Genomic DNA, 20,424 nt, shown 5'->3' on the forward strand with positions numbered 1-20,424 from the left:
CGGCGCGGCGCCGCAGCGGGCGGTTCGGCCGTTCTCAGGAGAACTCTCAGGCGAAGTCGTCGGTGTCGTCCGAGCCGTCGTAGCCGTCGTCGTCGGGCGCCCCGCCGCCGCGGATCGAGGCCAGGGTGGCGGCCAACTCGTCGGGTTTGACCAGCACCTCCCGCGCCTTGGACCCCTCTGAGGGCCCGACGATGTCGCGGGTCTCCATCAGGTCCATCAGCCGGCCGGCCTTGGCGAAGCCGACCCGCAGTTTGCGCTGCAGCATCGAGGTGGAGCCGAACTGGCTGGACACCACCAACTCGACGGCCTGCAGCAGCACGTCCATGTCGTCGCCGATGTCGGGGTCGACGTCCTTGCGCTCCCCGCCGGACCGCGCCACGGTCACACCGTCGGTGTACTCCGGCTCGGCCTGCTCCTTGCAGGCGGTCACCACCGCGTGGATCTCCTCGTCGGTGATGAACGCGCCCTGCAGCCGCACCGGTTTGCCGGCACCCATCGGCAGGAACAGCCCGTCGCCCATGCCGATCAGCCGTTCGGCGCCCGCCTGGTCGAGAATGACCCGCGAGTCGGTCAGCGAGGATGTCGCGAACGCCAGCCGGGACGGCACGTTGGTCTTGATCAGCCCGGTGACCACGTCCACCGACGGCCGCTGGGTGGCCAGCACCAGGTGGATGCCGGCGGCGCGGGCCTTCTGTGTGATCCGCACGATCGCGTCCTCGACGTCGCGCGGAGCGGTCATCATCAGGTCGGCCAGCTCGTCGACGATGGCGACCACGTACGGGTAGGGCCGGTATTCACGTTTGCTGCCCAGCGGGGTGGTGATCTCCCCGGAGCGCACCTTGGCGTTGAAGTCGTCGATGTGGCGCACCCGGGAGGACTTCATGTCCTGGTAGCGCTGCTCCATCTCCTCCACCAGCCAGCCGAGCGCGGCGGCGGCCTTCTTCGGCTCGGTGATGATCGGGGTGATCAGGTGCGGGATCCCCTCGTAGGGGGTGAGCTCCACCATCTTGGGGTCGATCAGGATCATCCTGACCTCTTCGGGGGTGGCCCGCGCCAGCAGCGAGACCAGCATCGAGTTGACGAAGCTGGACTTACCCGACCCGGTCGACCCGGCCACCAGCAGGTGCGGCATCTTGGCGAGGTTGGCGCTGATGAAATCGCCCTCGATGTCCTTGCCCAGCCCGATCACCAGCGGGTGGTGGTCGCGTCGGGTGGACGGCGCGGTGAGCACGTCGGACAGCCGCACCATCTCCCGGTCGGTGTTGGGCACCTCGATGCCGACCGCGGACTTGCCCGGGATCGGGGCGAGCATCCGCACGCTCTCGGTGGCCACCGCGTAGGCGATGTTCTTCTGCAGCGCGGTGATCTTCTCCACCTTCACCCCGGGCCCGAGCTCCACCTCGTAGCGGGTGACGGTGGGTCCGCGGGTGCAGCCGGTGACCGCGGCGTCGACCTTGAACTGGTGGAGCACGGTGGAGATGGCGTCGGCCATCTGGTCGTTGGCCGCCGAGCGTTTCTTGGGCGGGTCGCCGGCGACCAGCAGCGCCAGCGACGGCAGCGTATAGGGGCCTTCGACCACCCGGTCCAGGGCCAGGGTGTCGGTGTCGGCGGGGGCCGCCGGTTTGCGCGCGGCGCGTTTGCGTCGCGGCGCGGGCGCCGCCGGCGCCTCGTCGATCGGGTAGTTGTCCTGCGGGCTGCCCGACGCCCAGTCCGGGACCGGGTCGTCCTGCAGCTCGGCGTAGGTCGCCGGGTCGTCGTAGTAGCCGTCGGAGAAGTCATCCGGCGGTGCGGGGGCGCGCCGGCCGCCACCGCTGCGGCCGGACTCCAGTGCCGGGTAGTCGCCGACATCGAGGTCGTCGGCGTCGTAGCCGTCGTAGCCGTCGTATTCGCCGTCCTCGTCATAGGCGCCGTGGAACCCGCGGGTGGAGAACATCGCCCGGATGGTCTCCGGCGCCTCACGGATCGTGGTGCCGGTGAGCAGCAGCACCCCGAACAGTGCGGCGAGCACCAGCAGCGGCGCGGCGATCCAGGCGGTCAGCCCGTCGGCCAGCGGTCCGCCGATGGCGAAGCCGACGAAGCCGGCGGCGTGCTGACGCGCCGACGGGTCCTGCGGCGAGCCCGCCCACAGGTGCCACACCCCCAATGCCGGAAGCACGACCATGGCCGTACCGAGCACCAGTCGCGGGCGCGCGTCGGGGTCGGGTTCGCTGCGCATGAGGATCACCCCGACCGTCGCGGCCAGCAGCGGCACCAGCACCACCGCCGAGCCGATGAGGGTGCGCAGGCCGGCGTCGATCCACTGCCCGGCCGGGCCCGCGGCGGTCAGCCAGGAACTGGCGGCGACCACACCGGCCACCGCCAGCAACCCCAGCGCGATGCCGTCCCGGCGGTGCCCGGCGTCGATGTCGTGGGCGCGGCCGACCGAGCGCGCCGCTCCGCCGACGCCGCGGGCGACCATCAGCCAGGAGGCGCGCCCGGCCCGGCCGCAGGCCGCGGTCGCGGCGGCGAACCGGGATCCGCCGCGCCGGCGAGCGGGGCGACGCGGCGGCGCGGGCTTGCGGGCCGGCCGCGACCCGGTCCGCGGGGCGGGCTTCGACCTGCTCGTTCGGGCTCCTGATCGCGCAGCGGTCTTACTCGGCATGCCCGCCAGCCTAGTCGCTAGGGCCTCTTTAGCACCATGCGCCACACTGGTCACCGGAAAACCGGCCCCTGCGACGCCACCGTCGGGCCCCGATAGGGTGACCGGGGTGGCCGACGTGAGCGAGGTCACCGCCGCCGACGCCGAGGAGTCCCCGTATGCCTGTTGTCGTGGTCGCCAGCCTGACCGCCAAACCCGAGTCCGTCGAGACCGTCCTGGAGATCCTCACCAAGACCGTCGCCGACGTGCAGCAGGAGCCCGGTTGTGAGTTCTACGGCCTGCATCGCGCCGAGAACACCTTCGTGTTCATCGAGCAGTGGGCCGACGCCGACGCCCTGCGCACCCACGGCAGCGCCCCGGCGGTCACCGGGATGTTCACCGAACTGCGCGACCACCTCGACGGCCCGCCGGAGATGAAGCTGCTGGAACCGGTGCCGGCAGGCGACCCGGCCAAGGGCCGGCTCGCTCCGTAGCCGGAGCAGTCCGATGGCGCAGAACCCCGCCGCCAAGACCGCCGCGGGCCCGATGGTCTTGGCGGCCATCGAACAGCATGAGGAGCCCGCTCGCCGACTGGTCGACGACGACCTCGCCGAGCTGTTCCTGCCGGCCCGGCTGCGCTGGCTGGTCCGCGCCGCGCGACCGGCGGCCATCCGGCGGCTGCTGATCGCTGCGGTCCAGCGGTCCGGACCCGGTCTGTGGGCCAACCTGGCCTGCCGCAAACGCTTCGCCGACGACACCCTCGAGGCGGCGCTGGCCGAGATCGACGCGGTGGTCGTGCTCGGCGCCGGGCTGGACACCCGCGCCTACCGACTGGTGCGTCGCAAGCGCATCCCGGTCTTCGAGGTCGATCTGCCGGTCAACATCGCCCGCAAAGCGGCAACCGTACGCCGCGTTCTGGGCGAGTTGCCGTTGTCGGTGCGGCTGGTGGCCGTCGACTTCGAGCGCGACGACGTGCTGACCGCCATGGGCGAGCACGGCTACAACACCGACTTCCGGGTCTTCTTCATCTGCGAGGGGGTCAGCCAGTACCTCACCGAGCCGGCCGTGCGTTCGGTGCTGGCCGGCTTGCAGCCCGCCGCACCCGGCAGCCGGCTGGTATTCACCTACATCCGGCGGGATTTCATCGACGGCATGGAACTCTACGACGCCAAAGCCCTGTACCGGCGGTTCCGGGAGCGCAAGCAGGTGTGGAAATTCGGCCTCAACCCCGAGGAGGTCGCCGACTTCCTCGCCGGCTACGGCTGGCGCCTCGTCGACCAACTCGGCCCGCAGGAGATGATCGACCGCTACGTGGCCCCGGCCGGGCGCGACCTCAGCGCCTCCGAGATCGAATGGGTCGCTTACGCTCGGAAGGACTGAGCCCGGAAAGACCGAGCTTCGGCTCAAACTTCAAGCAGCGTCGGCACGATCATCGGCTGACGCCGGTAGGTCTCCCCCACCCAGCGCCCGACCGTGCGCCGCACCGCCTGCACGATTCGGGCCGGATCGGTGACATTCTGCGCGGCAAGGGATTTCAGTTCGGCTTCGACGTCGCGGGCCACCGGGTCCAGCGCCTTGGGGTCCTCGGAGAAACCGCGGGAGTGCAGATGCGGCGGGGCAGCCGCCTTCGCGGTGCCGCGGTGCACCACCACGGTGACCGCGATGAAGCCCGACGAGAGCACCAGGCGCTCACCGAGGGTGGCGTCGCCGACGTCCCCGGTGATCAGCCCGTCGACGAACATCTTGCCGACCGGTACGGCGCCGGCGATCCGGGCCCGGCCGCCCACCAGGTCCACACTGACCCCGTTCTCGGCGAGCATGATCGCGTCCTCGGGCACACCGGTGCGGGTGGCCAGCGCGGCGTTGGCACGCAGCATCCGCCAGGTGCCGTGCACCGGCATGACGTGGCGCGGCCGGATCCCGTTGTACAAGAACAGCAGTTCCCCGGCGTAGGCGTGCCCCGAGACGTGGACGCGCACATCGGCGTTGGTGACAACCCGGGTGCCGATCTTGGCCAGCGCGTCCATCACCCCGTAGACGGCTTCCTCGTTGCCCGGGATCAGCGAGGAGGACAGCACGACCAGGTCCCCGGCGGTCAGTGTGATGGAGCGGTGCTCGCCGCGCGACATGCGCGACAGCGCGGCCATCGGCTCGCCCTGGGTTCCGGTGGTGATCAACACGACCCGGTCGGGCGGGAGCTGTTCGGCGGCGCCGATGTCGATCACGTCGGCGTCATCGACGCGCAGGAAGCCGAGGTCTCGGGCGATGTCCATGTTGCGCACCATCGAGCGGCCGACGAACGCCACCCGCCGGCCCAACGCCACGGCGGCGTCGATGATCTGCTGCACCCGGTCGACGTTGGAGGCGAAGCACGCGACGATGACCCGCCCGTCGGCGCCGCGGATCAACCGATGCAGTGCAGGCCCGACCTCGCTCTCCGAGGGACTGACGCCGGGGACGGCAGCGTTGGTCGAATCGCACAGGAACAGGTCCACCCCGGCGGCACCCAGCCGGGACATGCCCGGCAGGTCGGTGGGCCTGCCGTCCAGCGGCAGCTGGTCAAGCTTGATGTCGCCGGTGTGCAGGATCGTGCCCGCCCCGGTGTGCACCGCGATGGCCAGCGCATCGGGGATGGAGTGGTTGACCGCGAAGTATTCGCATTCGAAGACGCCGTGGGTGCTGCGCTGCCCCTCGGCGACCACCTGGAACACCGGCTTGATCCGGTGTTCGCGGCATTTCGCGGCGACCAGGGCCAGGGTGAACCGCGAGCCGACGACCGGGATGTCGGGACGCTGTTTGAGCAGGAACGGGATCGCCCCGATGTGGTCTTCGTGGGCGTGGGTGAGCACCAACGCCTCGACGTCGTCGAGCCGGTCGGAGATATGGCGCAGATCCGGCAGGATCAGGTCGACGCCGGGTTCGTCGTGCCCGGGGAACAGCACCCCGCAGTCGATGATCAGCAGCCTGTCGAGGTGTTCCAGAACGGCCATGTTGCGGCCGATCTCCCCGATTCCGCCCAGGGCGGTCACCCGCAGCCCACCGGTCTCCAGCGGTTCGGGCGGTTTCAGCGCTTTGCTCATCCGGTCGTCACCGCAGCACCCCGGCCGCCCGCATGTCGGCCTCCAGCGCGGCGATCTCCTCGGGGGTGGCGGGGACCTGCGGCAGCCGCGGCGGTCCGACGTCCAGGCCGAGCAGTCCGAGGCCGGCCTTGGACATGGTGACCCCGCCCAGCCGCACCTGGGAGGCGGCCAGCGGGCCGAGGGCGACGTTGATCTTGCGGGCGGTCTCGATGTCGCCGGCGTTGAACGCGGTGAGCATGTCGCGCAGCTGCCGGGCGGCGAAGTGCCCCCAGACGCTGATGAAGCCGACCGCGCCCATCGCCAGCCAGGGCAGGTTCAGCGCGTCGTCGCCGGAGTAGTAGGCCAGCCCGGTCTCGGCCATCAGCTGCGCAGCGGCGTGCAGGTCGGCCTTGGCGTCCTTGATCCCGACGATGTTGGGGTGGGCGGCCAGCGCCAGGATGGTCTCCGAGGCGATCGGCACGATCGAGCGCGGCGGGATGTCGTAGAGCAGCACCGGCAGGTCGGAGGCGTCGGCGACCGCGGTGAAGTGCCCGATCAGCCCGGATTGCGGCGGGCGGGAGTAGTACGGGGTCACCACCAGCAGCCCGTGGGCACCCTCGGCGGCGCAGAACCGGGCCAGCTGCACGCTGTGGGAGGTGTCGTTGCTGCCCGCGCCGGCGATGATGCGGGCGCGGTCGCCGACGGCCTCCAGCACCGCGCGCAGCAGCCGGATCTTCTCGAAGTCGTCGGTGGTCGGCGACTCGCCGGTGGTGCCGGAGAGCACCAGACCGTCGCAGCCGGCGTCGACCAGGTGGGTGGCCAGCCGTACCGCGGTCTTGATGTCCAGCGATCCGTCCGGGTGAAACGGGGTCACCATCGCCGTCAACACGGTGCCCAACTGCGCACGGGCGTCGAATCCGCTGGTACTCACGGGACAGAGATTACCCGCAGGGTCCCGGCCCCGGTCTCCAGAGGCTCACGCCTCGCTCCCCAACGGCTCAGGCTTCGCTCCCCAACGACTCAAGCTTCGGTCGCCAACGGCGACGTCGCGACCTCGGTGCCGTCGGGCAGCGCGCTGATCTCGAAGTCGGCGAACGCGGCAGGCGCCGCCTCGGCCAGCTGCCGCAGGCAGGCGATCGCCAGCCGCCGGATCTCCAGGTCGGCGTTCTCGCTGGCGCGCATCGCGATGAAATGGCGCCAGGCGCGGTAGTTGCCGGTCGCCACCAGCCGGGTCTCGGTGGCGTTGGGCAGGACCGCGCGGGCGGCCTGACGGGCCTGTTTGCGCCCCCCTGCGGTCTGCGGGAACAGCGGTTCCAGCCGCTCCAGCAACGCCGTGTAGGCGGCGTGGCCGGCGTCGGCGGCGCCGGTGAGCAGCGCTTGCAACTCGGTGTCCCCCTCGAGTCCGGGCGGCAGCACCACCCGGGAGGCCTCCGGGACGTAACGCTGGGAGAGCTGGGAGAACGACAGGTGCCGGTGACGCAGCAGTTCGTGGGCGCAGGACCGGGAGATGCCGGTGATGTAGAAGCTGACGCTGGCGTGCTCGAACACCGCGAAGTGGCCGACGTCGAGCAGGTGCTTGAGGTAGGCGGTGTTGGTCGCGGTGCGCGGGTTGGGCTTGGACCAGCTCTCGTAGCAGGCCCGCCCGGCGAATTCGACCAGCGCCGGGCCGCCGCCGGCGTCGGCCGCCCAGGCGACGTCGGGCGGCGGGGTGAATTCGGTCTGGGCGATCAGCTGCACCCGCAGCGATGCGGTTTCGGCCACGGCGCCTTACCTTAGCGGCCCGGGTTCCGCTGACTCGCCGACTCCGCTACAGTTAGTCACTAACATGTTAGTGACTAACAATGGAGGGGTCATGGACGTCGAGGTGCTGATCGTCGGGGCCGGACCCACCGGCCTGGCCGCCGCGTGCGGGCTGGCCGCCGCCGGGGTCGCGGTGCGGGTCGTCGACGCCGCGCCGGCCCCCGCGACCACGTCCCGGGCGTTGGCCCTGCAGCCGCGCGGCATCGAGGTGCTCGACCGACTCGACGCGCTCGGTGACCTGCCGCGCCGCGCGCAGCCGATCTCCCGGCTGGACGTGTTCGTCGACGGGTCCCCGATCGCCGGCATGCGCACCGACCGCGCGCTGGAGCGCTGGCACGCCCCGGGGGTGCTGGTGGTCTCCCAGGCCGAGGTCGAGGGGGCGCTGCGCGACCGCCTCGCCGCCCTGGGCGGATCGGTGGAATGGGGACGGGCGGTCACCGGCGTCGAGCCGCGCCCCGATGCGGTCACCGTGCGCTTCGGCGACGGTCCCGCGCTCGAGGCGGACTGGCTGATCGGCGCGGACGGGGCTCGCAGCGCCGTCCGCAAAAGCGCCGGCATCGATTTTCCGGGGATGCCGCTGATCGAGCGGTTCCTGCTCGCCGACGTCCGCGCCGACCTCGACCGGCCCCGCGACGCCACCGCGGCCTGGCTGCGCGGCACCGACCTGGTGGCGGCCTTCCCGCTGCCCGGCGACCGGCGGTGGCGGATCATGGGCACCGCCCCGGCCGACGGGTTCGACGAGCCGACCCCGGCCGAGATCGTCGAGCACTTGGGCCAGCGGGTGGCCGCGGAGACCGGCGGGGTCATCCGCTCCACCGAGTGGACGTCGATGTTCCGCATCCAGCGCCGGCTGGCCGGCGCCTACCGCCGGCGGCGGGTGCTGCTGGCCGGGGATGCCGCGCACATCCACAGCCCGCTGGGCGGGCAGGGCATGAACACCGGCCTCGGTGACGCCGAGAACCTGGCCTGGAAGCTGGCCCTGGTGGTGACCGGGCGCGCCGAGCCGGCCCTGCTGGACTCCTACTCCGCCGAGCGCCGTCCGGTCGCCGAGGCGGTGCTGACCTCGACCAGCCAGGTGACGATGGGCGCGCTGGGCCGCGGGTGGGCGGCCCGGGTGCTTCGCGACCGGGTCGCGGTTCCGCTGCTCAACCGCGACTGGGTGCAGCGGCTGATCACCGCGGAGGCCTCCCAGTTGCGGGTCTCCTACCGGCACGGCCCGCTCGGCGGGCGGGGCCTGCGCCGTCCGCGCCCCGGTGACCGGGTGCCCAACCGGGAATTCCAGCGCGCCGACGGCACCGCGATCCGGCTGCACGACGCCGTCGGTCCCGGCTGGGCGCTGGCCGGCCCGGAACCGCTGGCCGCGGCCGCCGCCGACCGCCTCGGCGCGGTGCAGCACCTGGCCGGTACCGGCGATGCGCTGCTGATCCGGCCGGACGGGCATCTGGGCTGGCGGGGTCGCGACGCGGCGGGGCTGCACCGCTGGCTCGACGGCGTGCTGGGAACGCCGCGATGAACGCGGACTGGCGGGCGCGCAAGAAGGCGGCGACCCGCCGCGCCATCCAGGAGCACGCGCTGGAGCTGTTCGCCGCACAGGGCTACGAGGCGACCACGGTCGAGCAGATCGCCGCGGCCGCCGGGGTGTCGCACATGACCTTCTTCCGGCATTTTCCGCAGAAGGAGTCCGTGGTCGAGGCCGACGACTACGACCCGCTGATGGCGGAGTTGATCGCCGCCCGACCCGCCGACGAGCCACCGCTGGTGGCGCTGCACGGCGCGCTGCGCCAAACCTATGAGCACGTGCTGGCCGCCGATCGAGCCGCGATGGCGACGCGGGTGCGGCTGGTACTCAACACCCCCGCGCTGCGCTCACGGCTGTGGATCGCCCAGGAGTCAACCGTGGCGTTGTTCGCCGGCGGGCTGGCCGCCCGCGCCGGGCTGGCCGAACCGGGCCTGGCGGCCACCGCCCAGGCCACCGCAGCCCTGGCCGCCTCGGCCACCGCGCTGCGGGCCTGGGCCGCCGACGACAGCGCCGACCTCGTCGCCCTGTTGGACGCGGCCTTCGCCGCGATCGCCAGCGGCCTCGAGGCGCCCTGACCGCCTGCGGCGGTGTCGGGCACGATGGGGCCGGCCCATCGACTGCCACCGGAGGACCCGTGACCGCTGCATCGCACCCGTTCGACGACGCCATCGCGGCACACACCGCCGAGCCCGGCCGGTTGCGCGGCCACACCAACCCGGCCTGGGCCAACATGGTCGGTCCGTTCGGCGGTGTCACCGCCGCCGCCCTGCTGCACGCCGTGCACCTGCAGCCCGAACGGGCCGGCGACCCGCTGGCCCTGACCGTCAACTTCGCCGCCCCGATTGGCGACGGCGCCTACGACATCACCGCCCGCGTCGCCCGCACCAACCGCACCAACCAGCACTGGCTGGCTCAACTCGACCAGGACGGGGAGGTCAAGACGACCGCCAGCGCGGTCTTCGGCACCCATCGCGACACCTGGTCGGACACCGAAGCCGTACCGCCGCCGGCGGCTCCGCCCGAACAGATCGACCCGACCGGCTTTCCGGACGGCATCGAGTGGGCCCGCCGCTACGACATGCGTTTTGTGACCGGCCCGCTGCCGCTGGACAACCGCGCTCAGCCGGATTCCACCACCACGCTGTGGGTGCGCGACGCCGCCGACCGCCCGCTGGACTTCACCGCCCTGGCGGCACTGTGCGACGTGTTCTATCCGCGGGCGTTCCTTCGGCGCGGCACCTTCCTGCCGGCGGGGACGATCTCGCTGACCACCTATTTCCACACCGATGCCGCCGAACTCGACTCCGTCGGAACCGATTTCGTGCTCGGCACCGCTCGCGCGCACCGCTTCCACCGGGGCTACTTCGACCAGAGTGCACAGGTGTGGAGCCGGTCCGGCCAGTTGCTGGCCAGCTCCCATCAGCTGGTCTACTTCAAGGGCTGAGCGTCGTCAGACCCGGGACCGCAACGGCCCCGCCAGGTTCCCGCGCTCCCCTACGCCTACCGCGTCGAGCCCGAGCCAATCGGCCATGCGCTGCAGGTGGGCGGCCAGCTCGGCACTCACCGCGGGGCGGTCGATGCCCGCCTCGCCGAACGCGCCGACCACGCGCAGTACACCCGCCGCCCGGTCGGCCTTGAGGTCCACCCGGCCCACCAGCTTCCCGTCGAGCAGGAACGGCCACACGTAGTAGCCGTAGCGCCGCCGGGCTGCCGGGGTGTAGATCTCGATGCGGTAGTGGAACCCGAAGAGCCGCTCCACCCGGGGCCGGAAGAAGATCAGCGGGTCGAATGGGCAGAGCAGCGCAGTGCCGCGGTCGCGACGCGGAACCCGTTGGCCGGCATTCAGATACGCCGGCGCCGACCAGCCCTGCACCTGCACCGGCTCCAGCTCCCCGGCCGCGACGAGCCCGTCGATCGCCGGGGCGGTCTGGGCGGCCGAGAGCCGGAAGTAGTCGCGCAGGTCGGCCGCGGTGGCTACCCCGAGCGCGCCCGCCGCGCGGGCGACCAGTTCCCGGATCGCGGTCGGCTCGTCGACGTCGCGGGTCAGCACCTCGGGGGGTAGCACGTTGTCGACCAGGTCGTAGTGCCGGGCGAAACCCACCCGGGTGGCGGTGGTGAGCTTCCCGGCGGCGAACAGCGCCTCGGCCACCCACTTGGTGGTGCTGCGTTGCCACCACGTCCCGCGGGCCCGCCGCGGTGCGGCCTCCAGGTACGCCTCGATCTGACCGGCGGTGGCCGGGCCGAGTTCGGCGACCGCGGCCAGCACGTCGTCGGCCAGTTCCGGGTGCTCGCGCAGCAGTTCGGTGCGGTAGCGGCCGTGCCGGTAGTCGCGCATCCGCCAGCGCAGCAGCGGCCAGTCGGCCACCGCCATCAGCGCAGCCTCGTGCGCCCAGTACTCCACCAGCAGCCGGGACTTGTCCGCGCGGAGCGGACCCCAGGCGGCCCGGTCGAGCAGGCCCCGGTCGTAGCCGCCGAGCCGGCTGAACACCGGCGCGTAGTGCGCCCGCACGCTCACCGAGACCGAATCCAGTTGCAGCAGTTGGATCCGGTCGATGAGCCGCTTGAGGGTGGCCGCGGTGACCGGCGCGGCGGGCGGGCCCGCGGCCAATCCCTGGGCGTCGACCGCGATGCGGCGCGCCTGCTCGCTGCTCAGTCGCGCCATGCCCGCCGGTAGTCGACGAACCGGTAGCGCAGCCCCGCGCTGCTGGTCTGCCACTCCCCCGGCTCGGCCCGCCAGGAGTCGTCGAGGGTGGGTGCCGGGGTGTCCCCGGGGAGCGGCGGCAGGTCGAGGTCGACCTCGGTGACCTCGCAGCGGGTGGCGTGCGGCAGCGCCAGCGCGTATATCTGGCCGCCGCCGATCACCCACACCCGGTCCGGCTGCTCACCGAGCGCGACGGCCAGATCGGTGACCACCCGGGCGCCGTCGGCGCGGTAGCCGGGGTCGCGGCTCACCACGACGTTGTCCCGGCCGGGCAGCGGGCGCACCCGGGCCGGCAGTGACTCCCAGGTCCCCCGGCCCATCACGACGGTGTGCCCGACGGTGAGCCGTTTGAAGTGGGCGAGGTCTTCGGGCAGGTGCCACGGGATGCCGCCGTCGCGGCCGATCACCCCGGTGCTCGACTGGGCCCAGATCAGCCCGGTCATACCGCCACGGGCGCTTTGATCGCCGGGTGCGGGTCGTAGTTCTCGATGGTGATGTCGTCGAAGGTGTAATCGAAGATCGAGTCGCACGCGGCCAACCGCAGGGTCGGGTAGGGCCGGGGTTCGCGGCTGAGCTGCAGACGCACCTGGTCGACGTGGTTGGTGTAGATGTGACAGTCCCCGCCGGTCCAGACGAACTCGCCGACCTTCAGCCCGGCCTGGGCGGCCATCATGTGGGTCAGCAGTGCGTAGCTGGCGATGTTGAACGGCACCCCGAGGAACAGGTCGGCGCTGCGTTGGTAGAGCTGGCAGCTCAGGGTGCCGTCGGCGACGTAGAACTGGAACAGCGCGTGGCAGGGCGCCAGCGCCATCTTGTCCAGCTCCCCGACGTTCCACGCCGAGACGATGATCCGCCGCGAGTCGGGGTCGGTGCGCAGCAGATCCACCGCCGCGGCGATCTGGTCGACGTGCTCACCGCTGGGGGTGGGCCAGGAGCGCCATTGCACGCCGTAGATCGGCCCCAGATCCCCGGTGTCGGAGGCCCATTCGTCCCAGATGGTCACCCCGTGGTCGCGCAGCCAGCCGATGTTGGAATCCCCGCGCAGGAACCACAGCAGCTCGTAGATCACCGACTTGGTGTGCACCTTCTTGGTGGTGATCAGCGGGAATCCGGCGGCCAGGTCGTAGCGCAGCTGGTGGCCGAACAGGCTGCGGGTGCCGGTGCCGGTCCGGTCGTTTTTCGGCGTGCCCTGCTCGAGCACCAGGGCCAGCAAATCCTCATACGGGGTCGCAATCGGCACGTCGTCCAGCTTACGGTGTGGGTCAGCCGGCAGAAGGGACGCCATGCCCACCATCACCGACACGGTGCGCACCGCCGACGGCGCGTGCCCGGTCAGCCTGACCACCCCCGACGGCGGCGCCGGGCCGTGGCCCGCGGTGGTGATGTATCCCGACGCCGGCGGGGTGCGTGACACCTTCACCGCGATGGCGGCCCGGCTGGCCGCCGACGGCTACGCGGTGCTGCTGCCCGACGTCTACTACCGCCACCCCGGTTGGGAGCCGTTCGACATGGCCAGCGTGTTCTCCGACCCGAAGGAACGGGCCCGGATCTTCGCGATGATCCGCGGGGTCACCGCCGAGATGACCGCGCGTGACGCGGCGGCGTTCTTCGACTACCTGGCCGCCCGGCCCGAGGTGCGCGGCGACCGGTTCGGCACCACCGGCTACTGCATGGGCGGGCGGATGTCGCTGGTGGTGGCCGGGCGGCTCGGGCAGCGGGTGGCCGCGGCCGCGTCGTTTCACGGCGGCGGGCTGGTCACCGATGCCGCCGACAGCCCGCACCACGCGGCCGACGCGATCCGGGCGGCGGTCTATGTCGCCGGGGCCACCGGGGACACCGCGTTCACCGCCGCCCAAGCCCGCACCCTGGACGAGACGCTGAGCGCTGCCGGTGTCCGCCACACCATCGAGATCTACCCGGCCGCACACGGTTTCGCGGTGCCCGACAACGCCCCCTTCGACGCCGACGCCGCCGAACGGCACTGGGCCGCCACCCGGGAGTTCTTCGCGGCCGAACTACCGGGCTGAGCGCGGGTCAGCGCCTGTGCAGCAGCCGGCGTACCGCGCGCAGGATCCCGCGAGCCGCGTAACCGCCGGTCAGCACCGACAGCGCAACCAGCACCACGAACAGCGCCGGCCAGTCGTCGCGACCGTGGTCGACGTTCCACCAGATGACCGTGAACAGTACGGTGCACGCGAACAGGACCAGGTCGCGCCAGTTGCCGCGGTAGCCGATCAGGGCGTCCCGCAGGGCGCGTCGCTGGTCGACGGCGGCCACCAGGTCGTCGATGCGGGCGTCGATGCTGCGCTGCAGGCCGGCGCGCCGCTCGACCTGATCGGCCGGGATCCGATCCAGCAGGTCCAGGTCGGCCTTGATGCCGGCCCGCAGGTCGGGGCCGCGAAGGCTGCCCGCGGCCGCACCCAGCAGCGCTCCGCCGAGCAGCGGCGCGGACCCCAGGGCGATGCTGGACAGTGCGGGCATCGGGTCCTCCTGCGGTGGGCGGGAACGGTGTATTCCTACCGGGGTTGCGGCCCGGCCGCAACGGTGTCGCTCAGCAGCGCGGTGTAGTCGGCGACACTCGCCGCGCCCACCTCGACGCGTTCCCCGGCCAGGACCACCGGCACGCTGACGATGCCCAGCGTGGCGGCGCGGGCCTGATCGGACGCGACGCGGCGGTCCAGTGCCGGGTCATCGAGGCTTCCCGCCACCTCGGCGCCCAGCCCGATCGTGGCGGCGAGTTCCGTCAGCACGTTCGGGTCGCCGATGTCGCGGCCGTGGCGGAAGTAGGCCGCCATCACCGCCGCGGCCAGCGCCGCGCCGCGCCCGGCAGCCTGTTCGGCCGCGGCGATCAGCCGATGGGCGGCACGCGTGTTCGGGGTGCGGGTGATCGCGTCGTAGTCGAAGCTCAGCCCGTCGCCGGCGGCAGCTGCCACCGTCTGGGCGTCGAGTTTCCGGGAGCGCTCCCAACTGCCGAACTTGGCGGTGCGGTACTCGCGTCGGCTGATCCCGGCGGCGGGCATGTCGGGGTTGAGTTCGTAGGCGCGGTACGCCAGATGCGGACGCACCCCGGTGTTCTCGGCGACGGCGTCGACGGCACAGCCGAGCCGGTGCACGCCGATGTAGCACCACGGGCAGATGACGTCGCTGAACACCTCGACGGTGACGGCGCGGCTCATCCCATCAGTCCGGCGGCCAGTGTCGCGCCCAATTCCCAGCAGGCGTCGATGTCGGCCTTCTCCGGTTTGCCCGACACGATCACGTAGTCGGCGGCCTTGGTCCACTCCAAGCCGGTGGTGATCGAGGTGACCGCGCGTTCGGCGCCTTCGGTGCCCTCGTTGCCGTGCAGGTAGAGCCCGTACGGTCGGCCTCGGGTCGAGTCGAGGATCTGGTAGTAGGTGGTGTCGAAGGCGTGTTTGAGCGCCCCGGAGATGTAGCCGAGGTTGGCCGGGCTGCCCAGCAGGTAGCCGTCGGCGCCCAGCATGTCGGAGGCCGAGACGTCCAGTGCGGCACGGCGGACAACCTCCACCCCTTCGATCTCGGGGTCGGTGGCCCCGGCGACCACCGCTTCGAACATCGCCTGGCAGAACGGCGACGGGGTGTGGTGGATGATCAGCAGTGTCTTGCTCATCGGCCCTCCTGTGCGGTCTGTCCTTCCTGCATCGCCACCGCCTTCTTCATCACCGCCCGGGCTCGGCCGCGGTCGCCGGCGTAGTCGTAGGCGCGGGCCAGCCGGTACCAGCGGCGCCAGTCGTGGGGTTCGGCTTCGGCTTCGGCGCGGACCTGATGGAACAGTGTGTCGGCGGCGTCCCGGTCGATCCGGCCGGACGGGCGTCGGGGCAGCGCGCTGACGTCGAGTTCGAGGCCGTCGCGGGCGGCCAGCCGGGCCAGCCGCTGGTGGGCGAACCCGGCGCGCAGGGTGGCGATCATGGCCCACAGCCCGATGCCCGGCAGGATCAGCACCGCCAGACCCAGCCCGACGGCGGCCGGGCGGCCGGAGCCGACCAGCAGCAGCGCGGTGCGCCCCAGCAATGCGAAGTACACCAGCAGGGCCAGGCACATGAACCCGATCAGCAGTTGGGTGCGCAGCGCGCCGGCCGCGCCCGGACGGGTCCGTTCGGCACTCATCGCAGGTCGAGCAGCGGCTCGAGGCCGATGGTCAGGCCGGGGTGTTCGGCGATGGCGCGCACCGCCAGCAGCACGCCGGGCACGAACGAGGTGCGGTCGTAGCTGTCGTGGCGGATGCTCAGCGTCTCCCCCATGGTGCCCAGCAGCACCTCCTGATGGGCGACCATCCCGGTCATCCGCACCGAGTGCACAGGGACGCCGTCGACGTCGGCGCCGCGCGCCCCGGGCAGCGCGCTGCTGGTGGCGTCGGGGTTGGCCGGCATACCTTTGCGCGCCTCGGCGATCAGTTGCGCGGTGCGCATCGCGGTGCCGGAGGGGGCATCGGCTTTCTGCGGGTGGTGCAGCTCGATGACCTCGACGGACTCGAAGTGGCGGGCGGCCTGGGTGGCGAAGTGCATGCACAGCACCGCACCGATCGCGAAGTTGGGGGCGATGAGCACCCCGGTCTCCGGCGCGTCGGCCAGCCAGGTGCGCACCTGCTCCAGCCGCTGTGCGGTGAACCCGGTGGTCCCGACGACGGCGTGGATTCCGTTGTCGATCAAGAACTTCAGGTTGTCCATCACCACGTCGGGGTGGGTGAAGTCGATGACGGCCGCGGTGTCGGTCTCGGTGAGCCGGCTCAGCGGGTCGCCCGCGTCGACCTCGGTGGACAGCGTCAGGTCCTCGGCGTCGCGCACCGCGCCCACCATCGTCGCCCCGACCTTGCCTTTGGCTCCCAGCACTCCGACTCGCATGGCCCCAGCCTATCGGCAGGGCTCAGCGGTCGATGACGATCCGACCGCCGCGGGCCCGCGAGACGCACACCAGCATGTCGCCGTCCCCCTCGGCGGCACTGCCGCGCCGGTCGACCTCGCCGTCGAGCACCGGGACCCGGCAGGTGCCGCAGAAGCCCTGCTGGCAGGAGTACGGCGTGGTGGGCTCGATGTCGAGCATGACGGCCAGGGCCGAGCGGTCGGCGGGCACCGTCAGCACCCGCCCGGAGCGGGCCAGCTCCAGTTCGAAGGGCACCCCGCCGACGATCGGCGGCGGGCTGAACCGTTCGTAGTGCAGCGGTGCGTCGGCGTGGGCGTCGCGGGCGGACCGCACCGCCTCGAGCAGACCGCTGGGCCCGCAGACGTACACCGCGGTGCCCGGCCCGGCGCCGGCCAACAGGTCGTCGACGGTGGCGAAACCGCCACGTTCCTCGTCGGACCAGACCGTGACCCGGTCGGGGGCCACCGCGATCACCTCGTCGAGCAGCGGCATGAACGTGCGGCTGCGCCCGGCGTAGACCGCGCGCCAGTTCACCCCGCGAGCCTGGGCTTCGCGGATCATCGGCAGGATCGGGGTGACGCCGATGCCGCCGATGACGAACAGCACGTCGTTCTCGTCGCTGCCGAGGTGGAAGGCGTTGCGGGGCCCCTCGAAGACCAGCGTGTCACCCTCGGCGTAGGCCTCGTGCATCTCCACCGATCCGCCGCCGCCGTCGTCGAGGCGGCGCACCGCGATGCGGTATTCGTTGCGCCGACCCGGCGGCCCGCACAGCGAATACTGGCGCCGCAGCCCGGACGGCAGCCGCACGTCGATGTGTCCGCCGGGGGTCCAGCTGGGCAGCAGACCGCCGTCGGGGTCGGCCAGGGTCAGCCCGACCACGTCGGGGGCGAGCATCTCGCGTTTGGTGACCACCGCGGTGAGGGTCCGCGGCACCGGGATCACCTTGGACGGCTTCCACCAGGACGCGGCGGTGATGCCGCCGAAGACGGCGCCGAGTCCCCAGATGGCGGTGAACAGCCGATCCCGTTGTCGCCTGCCGTACAGGTCAGTGGGCCTGCTTTCCCAGAGTGGTTGCGGCACAGTGGTTCCTAGGTCTGTCGCAGATCGAGTCGCGCCAGTAGCCGCACCGCGGTCGGGCTGATGCGGCGCATCGCGTAGCCCAGACGCGATTCGGGAGCGATCGGCAGCACCGGCGGGCCGGTGCGCACCGCTTTAACGATCGCCCTCGCCGTAGCCTCCGGGGTGTAGTTGCGGCGCCGGTAGGCGGCGTCGGCCTTCTCCCTGGCCCGGTCCTGCGCTTCGGCGCTCATCCCGGCGTAGACGGTGTTCTTGGCGATGTCGGTGTTGACGAAGCCGGGGCAGACGGCGGTGACGGCGATGCCGTCGTCGGCCAGGTCGGCGCGCAGCGATTCGCTGAACGCGAGCACCGCCGCCTTGGTGGTGCCGTAGGCGACCATCGACTTCGACGGCAGGAACGCCGCGGCCGATGCCACGTTGATGATCGTGCCGCCCTCGCCGCGCTCGACCATCTGCTCGGCGAACGCGCGGGTGCCGTTGAGCACCCCGCGCAGGTTGACCGCCAGGATGTCGTCCCAGTTCTGCGCCGAGGTCTCCAGGAAGCGCCCGGCCATCCCGATGCCGGCGTTGTTGACCAGGATGTCGACCACCCCGTGTTCGGCTTTCACGTCGGCGGCGAGTGCGTTGACGGCGTCGCCGTCGGTGACGTCGACCTGGTAGACGGCGGCGTCCGCGCCGGCGTCGCGCACCGCTGCGGCGGTGTCGGCGGCGCCGTCCCGGTCGCGGTCGACGATGATGACGGTTCGCGCGCCGTGGCGGGCGAGTTCGATCGCGGTGGCCCGGCCGATGCCTGCGCCCGCGCCGGTGATCAGCGCGGTCTTCCCGGCGACCGCACCGCGGCGCCGGTGCGGGACGGCGGTCGGGGTGGAGTCGCCGGCGACCGCCCGGTCGACCCATTCGGCGGTGAGCCGCGCGATGACGTCGGGACGGCTGGTGACCACCCAGTGCCCGCCCTCGATCGTCACGACCCGCCCGCCGGCGGGGATGGAACCGGTGAACCGTTGCAGCGCGGGGCTGACGAAGAGGTCCTTGCGCGGAACCAGCACCTGTACCGGCACCGTCGTCTCCGGGAGCTCGCGGGTGGGGGCCAACAGGGCACCGGGCATGTTGGCGCGGTAGAGGTTCAGCCCGTTGAGGTAGTCCTTGTCGGTGCGGGCCGCGTCGCGCTCCTGGCTGCGGGTGCTGGAGCGGCCGATGCGCTCAAGGCCGGTGATCACCCGCGTTCCCAGACCCGAGCGGAACATCGCCTCGGGCACGCGCGGGGTCAAAAACAGCCAGATGTAGCCCGACGACACGGCCTGTTTGGCCACGTCGGCCACGCCGCGCGGGGTGCGTGCCGAGCGCAGGAATTTCCCCGCGTAATCCAGGTGCGGACCCGAAATCGACGTGTAGGAGCCGATTTTGGCAGCCAGCTCGGGATCGGTGACCGCGGCCCAGCCCTGGATCGAGCCCCAGTCATGGCCCAGCAGATGCACCTGGTCGACGCCGAGTTCGGCGATGACCGCGCCGATGTCGGCGACGAGCTGCTCCAGCCGGTAGGCCGACCGCTCCTGGGGGACCGCCGATTCGCCCGCGCCGCGCACGTCGAACGCCGCGACGTTGTAGCGGCCCGGGTTGGCGCTGATCAGCTCCTCGGCGACACCGTCCCAGACGTGGTGGTTGTCGGGGTAGCCGTGGACGGCCAGGATCGTCGGCCGGTCGGCGTCGATGTCGGTGTAGCGGTGGACGGCCAGCGCGATCCCGTCGGAAGCGGTGACGGTGGCGGTGGGCGGTGCCGGTGCGGTCATCGGGGCCTCAGTGGGTGGCTCGGGCGGCCGGGGAGACCGCGAGGTAGTTGACAGCCTTCTCGATACCGCCGAGTTCCGACGGGTGGAAACCGGGCCGATAGTAGGCGCCGATCACCCGCAGAAACCGCCAGGGAGCGGGCACCAGACCGCGACGCGCGGAGGTGAACCAGTCCCGCCAGCGCGGCTTGGCGCCGGCCGGCAACTCGGGGTCGACGCTGTACATGTAGCGCAGGCCACGCACCCACAGCAGCAGCATCAGCGGGGTGACCAGCAGCTGGGTCCGCACCTGGCGCCAGTAGCCGGATTGCAGGTGCTTCATCACGTCGAAGGCGACGGCCTTGTGCTCGACCTCCTCGGCGCCGTGCCAGCGCAGCATGTCCAGCATCACCGGGTGGGTGCCGATCGCATCGTGGGCGGGGGTGTCGAGGATCCACTCCCCGAGGATCGCCGTGTAGTGCTCGATGGCGGCCACCAACGCGACCCGTTCGAGCAGCCAGGCGCGCTGACGCCGGATGCTCCACTGCGGCCGGTCGCCGAGCAGTTTCTCGAACAGCCAGCGCATCTGGTCGGTGAACGGCGACATGTCGATGCCGTTGGCGGCGAAGTAGTCCACCACTCCGGCGTGGGCCTGGGAGTGCAGCGCTTCCTGGCCGATGAAACCCTGCACATCGAGGCGCAGTTGCTCGTCGCGGATCAGCGGCAGCGCCTGTTTGAACACCTCGACGAAGAATTCCTCGCCGGCCGGCAGCAGCAGGTGCAGCACGTTGCAGAAGTGCGTGCTGAACGGTTCGCCGGGCACGTAGTGCACCGGCAGGTCCGCCCAGTCGAACTCGACGTCGCGGGCCTGCAGCACGATGCGTTCGTGGTCGAGCGTGCGGTCGTGCGGACCCGCTGCCCTATCGTCGACGGTGAGCATTCCGACCTCCTGACTGGTCATCCGGCCGCAAACTACTTTACAAATATCGATCGTTTGTCTTATACATGGA

General features: G+C 71.7%; 21 protein-coding genes. 6 read left to right on the plus strand and 15 right to left on the minus strand.

The genetic code is table 11. The features are described 5' to 3' along the window. Nucleotides 1-46: 46 nt before the first annotated feature. A complete protein-coding gene (locus AWC30_RS14320; RefSeq protein ID WP_109562080.1) occupies nt 47-2,641 on the minus strand; it encodes an FtsK/SpoIIIE family DNA translocase in 2,595 nt (864 codons plus the stop codon). 155 nt (nt 2,642-2,796) lie between these two features. Here AWC30_RS14320 and AWC30_RS14325 point away from each other — a divergent pair, with 155 nt between their 5' ends. Next, nucleotides 2,797-3,111, plus strand: coding sequence for a putative quinol monooxygenase (locus tag AWC30_RS14325; RefSeq protein WP_085110895.1), 315 nt, complete (start codon nt 2,797-2,799; stop codon nt 3,109-3,111). Nucleotides 3,112-3,124: 13 nt separating this feature from the next. After that, nucleotides 3,125-3,997 (plus strand): SAM-dependent methyltransferase, encoded by an 873-nt coding sequence (locus AWC30_RS14330; protein WP_085110896.1) that lies wholly within the window; start codon nt 3,125-3,127, stop codon nt 3,995-3,997. Nucleotides 3,998-4,020: 23 nt separating this feature from the next. Here the strand turns inward: AWC30_RS14330 and AWC30_RS14335 are convergent, their stop codons facing one another. From AWC30_RS14335 to thyX, 3 genes are all read right to left on the minus strand, one after another. Beyond that, nucleotides 4,021-5,697, minus strand: a complete 1,677-nt coding sequence (locus AWC30_RS14335) for a ribonuclease J (protein ID WP_085110897.1) — start codon at nt 5,695-5,697, stop codon at nt 4,021-4,023. Between the two features lie 7 nt (nt 5,698-5,704). Further along, the gene (gene dapA, locus AWC30_RS14340) at nt 5,705-6,553 is read right to left on the minus strand and encodes a 4-hydroxy-tetrahydrodipicolinate synthase (protein WP_234808101.1); all 849 of its coding nucleotides are present in this window, start codon (nt 6,551-6,553) and stop codon (nt 5,705-5,707) included. A gap of 143 nt (nt 6,554-6,696) precedes the next feature. After that, nucleotides 6,697-7,437 carry an FAD-dependent thymidylate synthase gene (thyX, locus tag AWC30_RS14345; protein ID WP_085110900.1) on the minus strand — a complete coding sequence of 247 codons (741 nt, stop codon included), beginning with the start codon at nt 7,435-7,437 and terminating at the stop codon, nt 6,697-6,699. Between the two features lie 91 nt (nt 7,438-7,528). Between thyX and AWC30_RS18120 the strand changes: the two genes are divergently transcribed. From AWC30_RS18120 to AWC30_RS14360, 3 genes are read left to right on the plus strand one after another with little or no spacing between them, the layout of a single operon-like run. Beyond that, nucleotides 7,529-8,989: an FAD-dependent monooxygenase gene (locus tag AWC30_RS18120; RefSeq protein WP_085110901.1), complete on the plus strand. Its 1,461-nt coding sequence runs from the start codon at nt 7,529-7,531 to the stop codon at nt 8,987-8,989. Then, nucleotides 8,986-9,570, plus strand: a complete 585-nt coding sequence (locus AWC30_RS14355) for a TetR/AcrR family transcriptional regulator (protein WP_085110903.1) — start codon at nt 8,986-8,988, stop codon at nt 9,568-9,570. Before AWC30_RS18120 ends, AWC30_RS14355 begins: the two co-directional genes overlap by 4 nt. A 59-nt stretch (nt 9,571-9,629) precedes the next feature. Further along, on the plus strand, nt 9,630-10,439 hold the full coding sequence (locus AWC30_RS14360; RefSeq protein WP_085110905.1) for an acyl-CoA thioesterase: 810 nt from the start codon (nt 9,630-9,632) through the stop codon (nt 10,437-10,439). A 6-nt stretch (nt 10,440-10,445) separates the two neighbouring features. Here the strand turns inward: AWC30_RS14360 and AWC30_RS14365 are convergent, their stop codons facing one another. Genes AWC30_RS14365 through AWC30_RS14375 form a run of 3 tightly spaced genes read right to left on the minus strand, consistent with a single transcriptional unit; the run spans nt 10,446 to nt 12,936 of the window. Next, nucleotides 10,446-11,657: a winged helix-turn-helix domain-containing protein gene (locus AWC30_RS14365; RefSeq protein ID WP_085110906.1), complete on the minus strand. Its 1,212-nt coding sequence runs from the start codon at nt 11,655-11,657 to the stop codon at nt 10,446-10,448. After that, nucleotides 11,645-12,139 (minus strand): dihydrofolate reductase, encoded by a 495-nt coding sequence (locus AWC30_RS14370; protein ID WP_085110907.1) that lies wholly within the window; start codon nt 12,137-12,139, stop codon nt 11,645-11,647. The genes AWC30_RS14365 and AWC30_RS14370 overlap by 13 nt, the downstream gene beginning before the upstream one ends. Then, nucleotides 12,136-12,936: a thymidylate synthase gene (locus AWC30_RS14375; RefSeq protein ID WP_085110975.1), complete on the minus strand. Its 801-nt coding sequence runs from the start codon at nt 12,934-12,936 to the stop codon at nt 12,136-12,138. Before AWC30_RS14375 ends, AWC30_RS14370 begins: the two co-directional genes overlap by 4 nt. A 43-nt stretch (nt 12,937-12,979) precedes the next feature. On the opposite strand from AWC30_RS14375, the gene AWC30_RS14380 reads away from it, so the two are divergent. Continuing rightward, nucleotides 12,980-13,723 (plus strand): dienelactone hydrolase family protein, encoded by a 744-nt coding sequence (locus tag AWC30_RS14380; protein WP_085110908.1) that lies wholly within the window; start codon nt 12,980-12,982, stop codon nt 13,721-13,723. Nucleotides 13,724-13,730: 7 nt separating this feature from the next. Here the strand turns inward: AWC30_RS14380 and AWC30_RS14385 are convergent, their stop codons facing one another. The 8 genes from AWC30_RS14385 to AWC30_RS14420 are packed head-to-tail and all read right to left on the minus strand — an operon-like array spanning nt 13,731 to nt 20,354. Beyond that, nucleotides 13,731-14,177 (minus strand): hypothetical protein, encoded by a 447-nt coding sequence (locus AWC30_RS14385; RefSeq protein WP_085110910.1) that lies wholly within the window; start codon nt 14,175-14,177, stop codon nt 13,731-13,733. A 35-nt stretch (nt 14,178-14,212) separates the two neighbouring features. Beyond that, complete coding sequence (locus tag AWC30_RS14390; RefSeq protein ID WP_085110912.1) at nt 14,213-14,872, minus strand: DsbA family oxidoreductase; 660 nt, start codon at nt 14,870-14,872, stop codon at nt 14,213-14,215. Then, nucleotides 14,869-15,324: a flavodoxin family protein gene (locus AWC30_RS14395; protein WP_085110914.1), complete on the minus strand. Its 456-nt coding sequence runs from the start codon at nt 15,322-15,324 to the stop codon at nt 14,869-14,871. The genes AWC30_RS14390 and AWC30_RS14395 overlap by 4 nt, the downstream gene beginning before the upstream one ends. After that, complete coding sequence (locus AWC30_RS14400) at nt 15,321-15,821, minus strand: hypothetical protein (RefSeq protein ID WP_085110915.1); 501 nt, start codon at nt 15,819-15,821, stop codon at nt 15,321-15,323. The genes AWC30_RS14395 and AWC30_RS14400 overlap by 4 nt, the downstream gene beginning before the upstream one ends. Next, nucleotides 15,818-16,555, minus strand: coding sequence for a 4-hydroxy-tetrahydrodipicolinate reductase (gene dapB / locus AWC30_RS14405; protein ID WP_085110917.1), 738 nt, complete (start codon nt 16,553-16,555; stop codon nt 15,818-15,820). Before dapB ends, AWC30_RS14400 begins: the two co-directional genes overlap by 4 nt. 22 nt (nt 16,556-16,577) lie before the next feature. Further along, nucleotides 16,578-17,654 (minus strand): PDR/VanB family oxidoreductase, encoded by a 1,077-nt coding sequence (locus AWC30_RS14410; protein ID WP_085110918.1) that lies wholly within the window; start codon nt 17,652-17,654, stop codon nt 16,578-16,580. Between the two features lie 8 nt (nt 17,655-17,662). Next, on the minus strand, nt 17,663-19,438 hold the full coding sequence (locus tag AWC30_RS14415) for an SDR family oxidoreductase (RefSeq protein WP_085110919.1): 1,776 nt from the start codon (nt 19,436-19,438) through the stop codon (nt 17,663-17,665). A 7-nt stretch (nt 19,439-19,445) separates the two neighbouring features. Further along, nucleotides 19,446-20,354, minus strand: coding sequence for a metal-dependent hydrolase (locus AWC30_RS14420; protein WP_085110976.1), 909 nt, complete (start codon nt 20,352-20,354; stop codon nt 19,446-19,448). Nucleotides 20,355-20,424 lie beyond the last annotated feature (70 nt).

Source organism: Mycolicibacillus trivialis, from assembly GCF_002102395.1.
Classification (GTDB): domain Bacteria; phylum Actinomycetota; class Actinomycetes; order Mycobacteriales; family Mycobacteriaceae; genus Mycobacterium; species Mycobacterium triviale.

Excerpts from the sequence above, each read along its gene's own strand:
- AWC30_RS14395 (WP_085110914.1), bottom strand. The coding sequence starts at position 15,324 with ATGAGCAAGACACTGCTGATCATCCACCACACCCCGTCGCCGTTCTGC.
- AWC30_RS14330 (WP_085110896.1), top strand. The coding sequence starts at position 3,125 with ATGGCGCAGAACCCCGCCGCCAAGACCGCCGCGGGCCCGATGGTCTTG.
- AWC30_RS14355 (WP_085110903.1), top strand. The coding sequence starts at position 8,986 with ATGAACGCGGACTGGCGGGCGCGCAAGAAGGCGGCGACCCGCCGCGCC.
- AWC30_RS14370 (WP_085110907.1), bottom strand. The coding sequence starts at position 12,139 with ATGACCGGGCTGATCTGGGCCCAGTCGAGCACCGGGGTGATCGGCCGC.
- AWC30_RS14415 (WP_085110919.1), bottom strand. The coding sequence starts at position 19,438 with ATGACCGCACCGGCACCGCCCACCGCCACCGTCACCGCTTCCGACGGG.
- AWC30_RS14385 (WP_085110910.1), bottom strand. The coding sequence starts at position 14,177 with ATGCCCGCACTGTCCAGCATCGCCCTGGGGTCCGCGCCGCTGCTCGGC.
- dapB (WP_085110917.1), bottom strand. The coding sequence starts at position 16,555 with ATGCGAGTCGGAGTGCTGGGAGCCAAAGGCAAGGTCGGGGCGACGATG.
- AWC30_RS14380 (WP_085110908.1), top strand. The coding sequence starts at position 12,980 with ATGCCCACCATCACCGACACGGTGCGCACCGCCGACGGCGCGTGCCCG.
- dapA (WP_234808101.1), bottom strand. The coding sequence starts at position 6,553 with ATGGTGACCCCGTTTCACCCGGACGGATCGCTGGACATCAAGACCGCG.
- AWC30_RS14365 (WP_085110906.1), bottom strand. The coding sequence starts at position 11,657 with ATGGCGCGACTGAGCAGCGAGCAGGCGCGCCGCATCGCGGTCGACGCC.
- AWC30_RS14335 (WP_085110897.1), bottom strand. The coding sequence starts at position 5,697 with ATGAGCAAAGCGCTGAAACCGCCCGAACCGCTGGAGACCGGTGGGCTG.
- AWC30_RS14420 (WP_085110976.1), bottom strand. The coding sequence starts at position 20,354 with ATGCTCACCGTCGACGATAGGGCAGCGGGTCCGCACGACCGCACGCTC.
- AWC30_RS18120 (WP_085110901.1), top strand. The coding sequence starts at position 7,529 with ATGGACGTCGAGGTGCTGATCGTCGGGGCCGGACCCACCGGCCTGGCC.
- AWC30_RS14320 (WP_109562080.1), bottom strand. The coding sequence starts at position 2,641 with ATGCCGAGTAAGACCGCTGCGCGATCAGGAGCCCGAACGAGCAGGTCG.
- AWC30_RS14390 (WP_085110912.1), bottom strand. The coding sequence starts at position 14,872 with ATGAGCCGCGCCGTCACCGTCGAGGTGTTCAGCGACGTCATCTGCCCG.
- AWC30_RS14325 (WP_085110895.1), top strand. The coding sequence starts at position 2,797 with ATGCCTGTTGTCGTGGTCGCCAGCCTGACCGCCAAACCCGAGTCCGTC.
- AWC30_RS14400 (WP_085110915.1), bottom strand. The coding sequence starts at position 15,821 with ATGAGTGCCGAACGGACCCGTCCGGGCGCGGCCGGCGCGCTGCGCACC.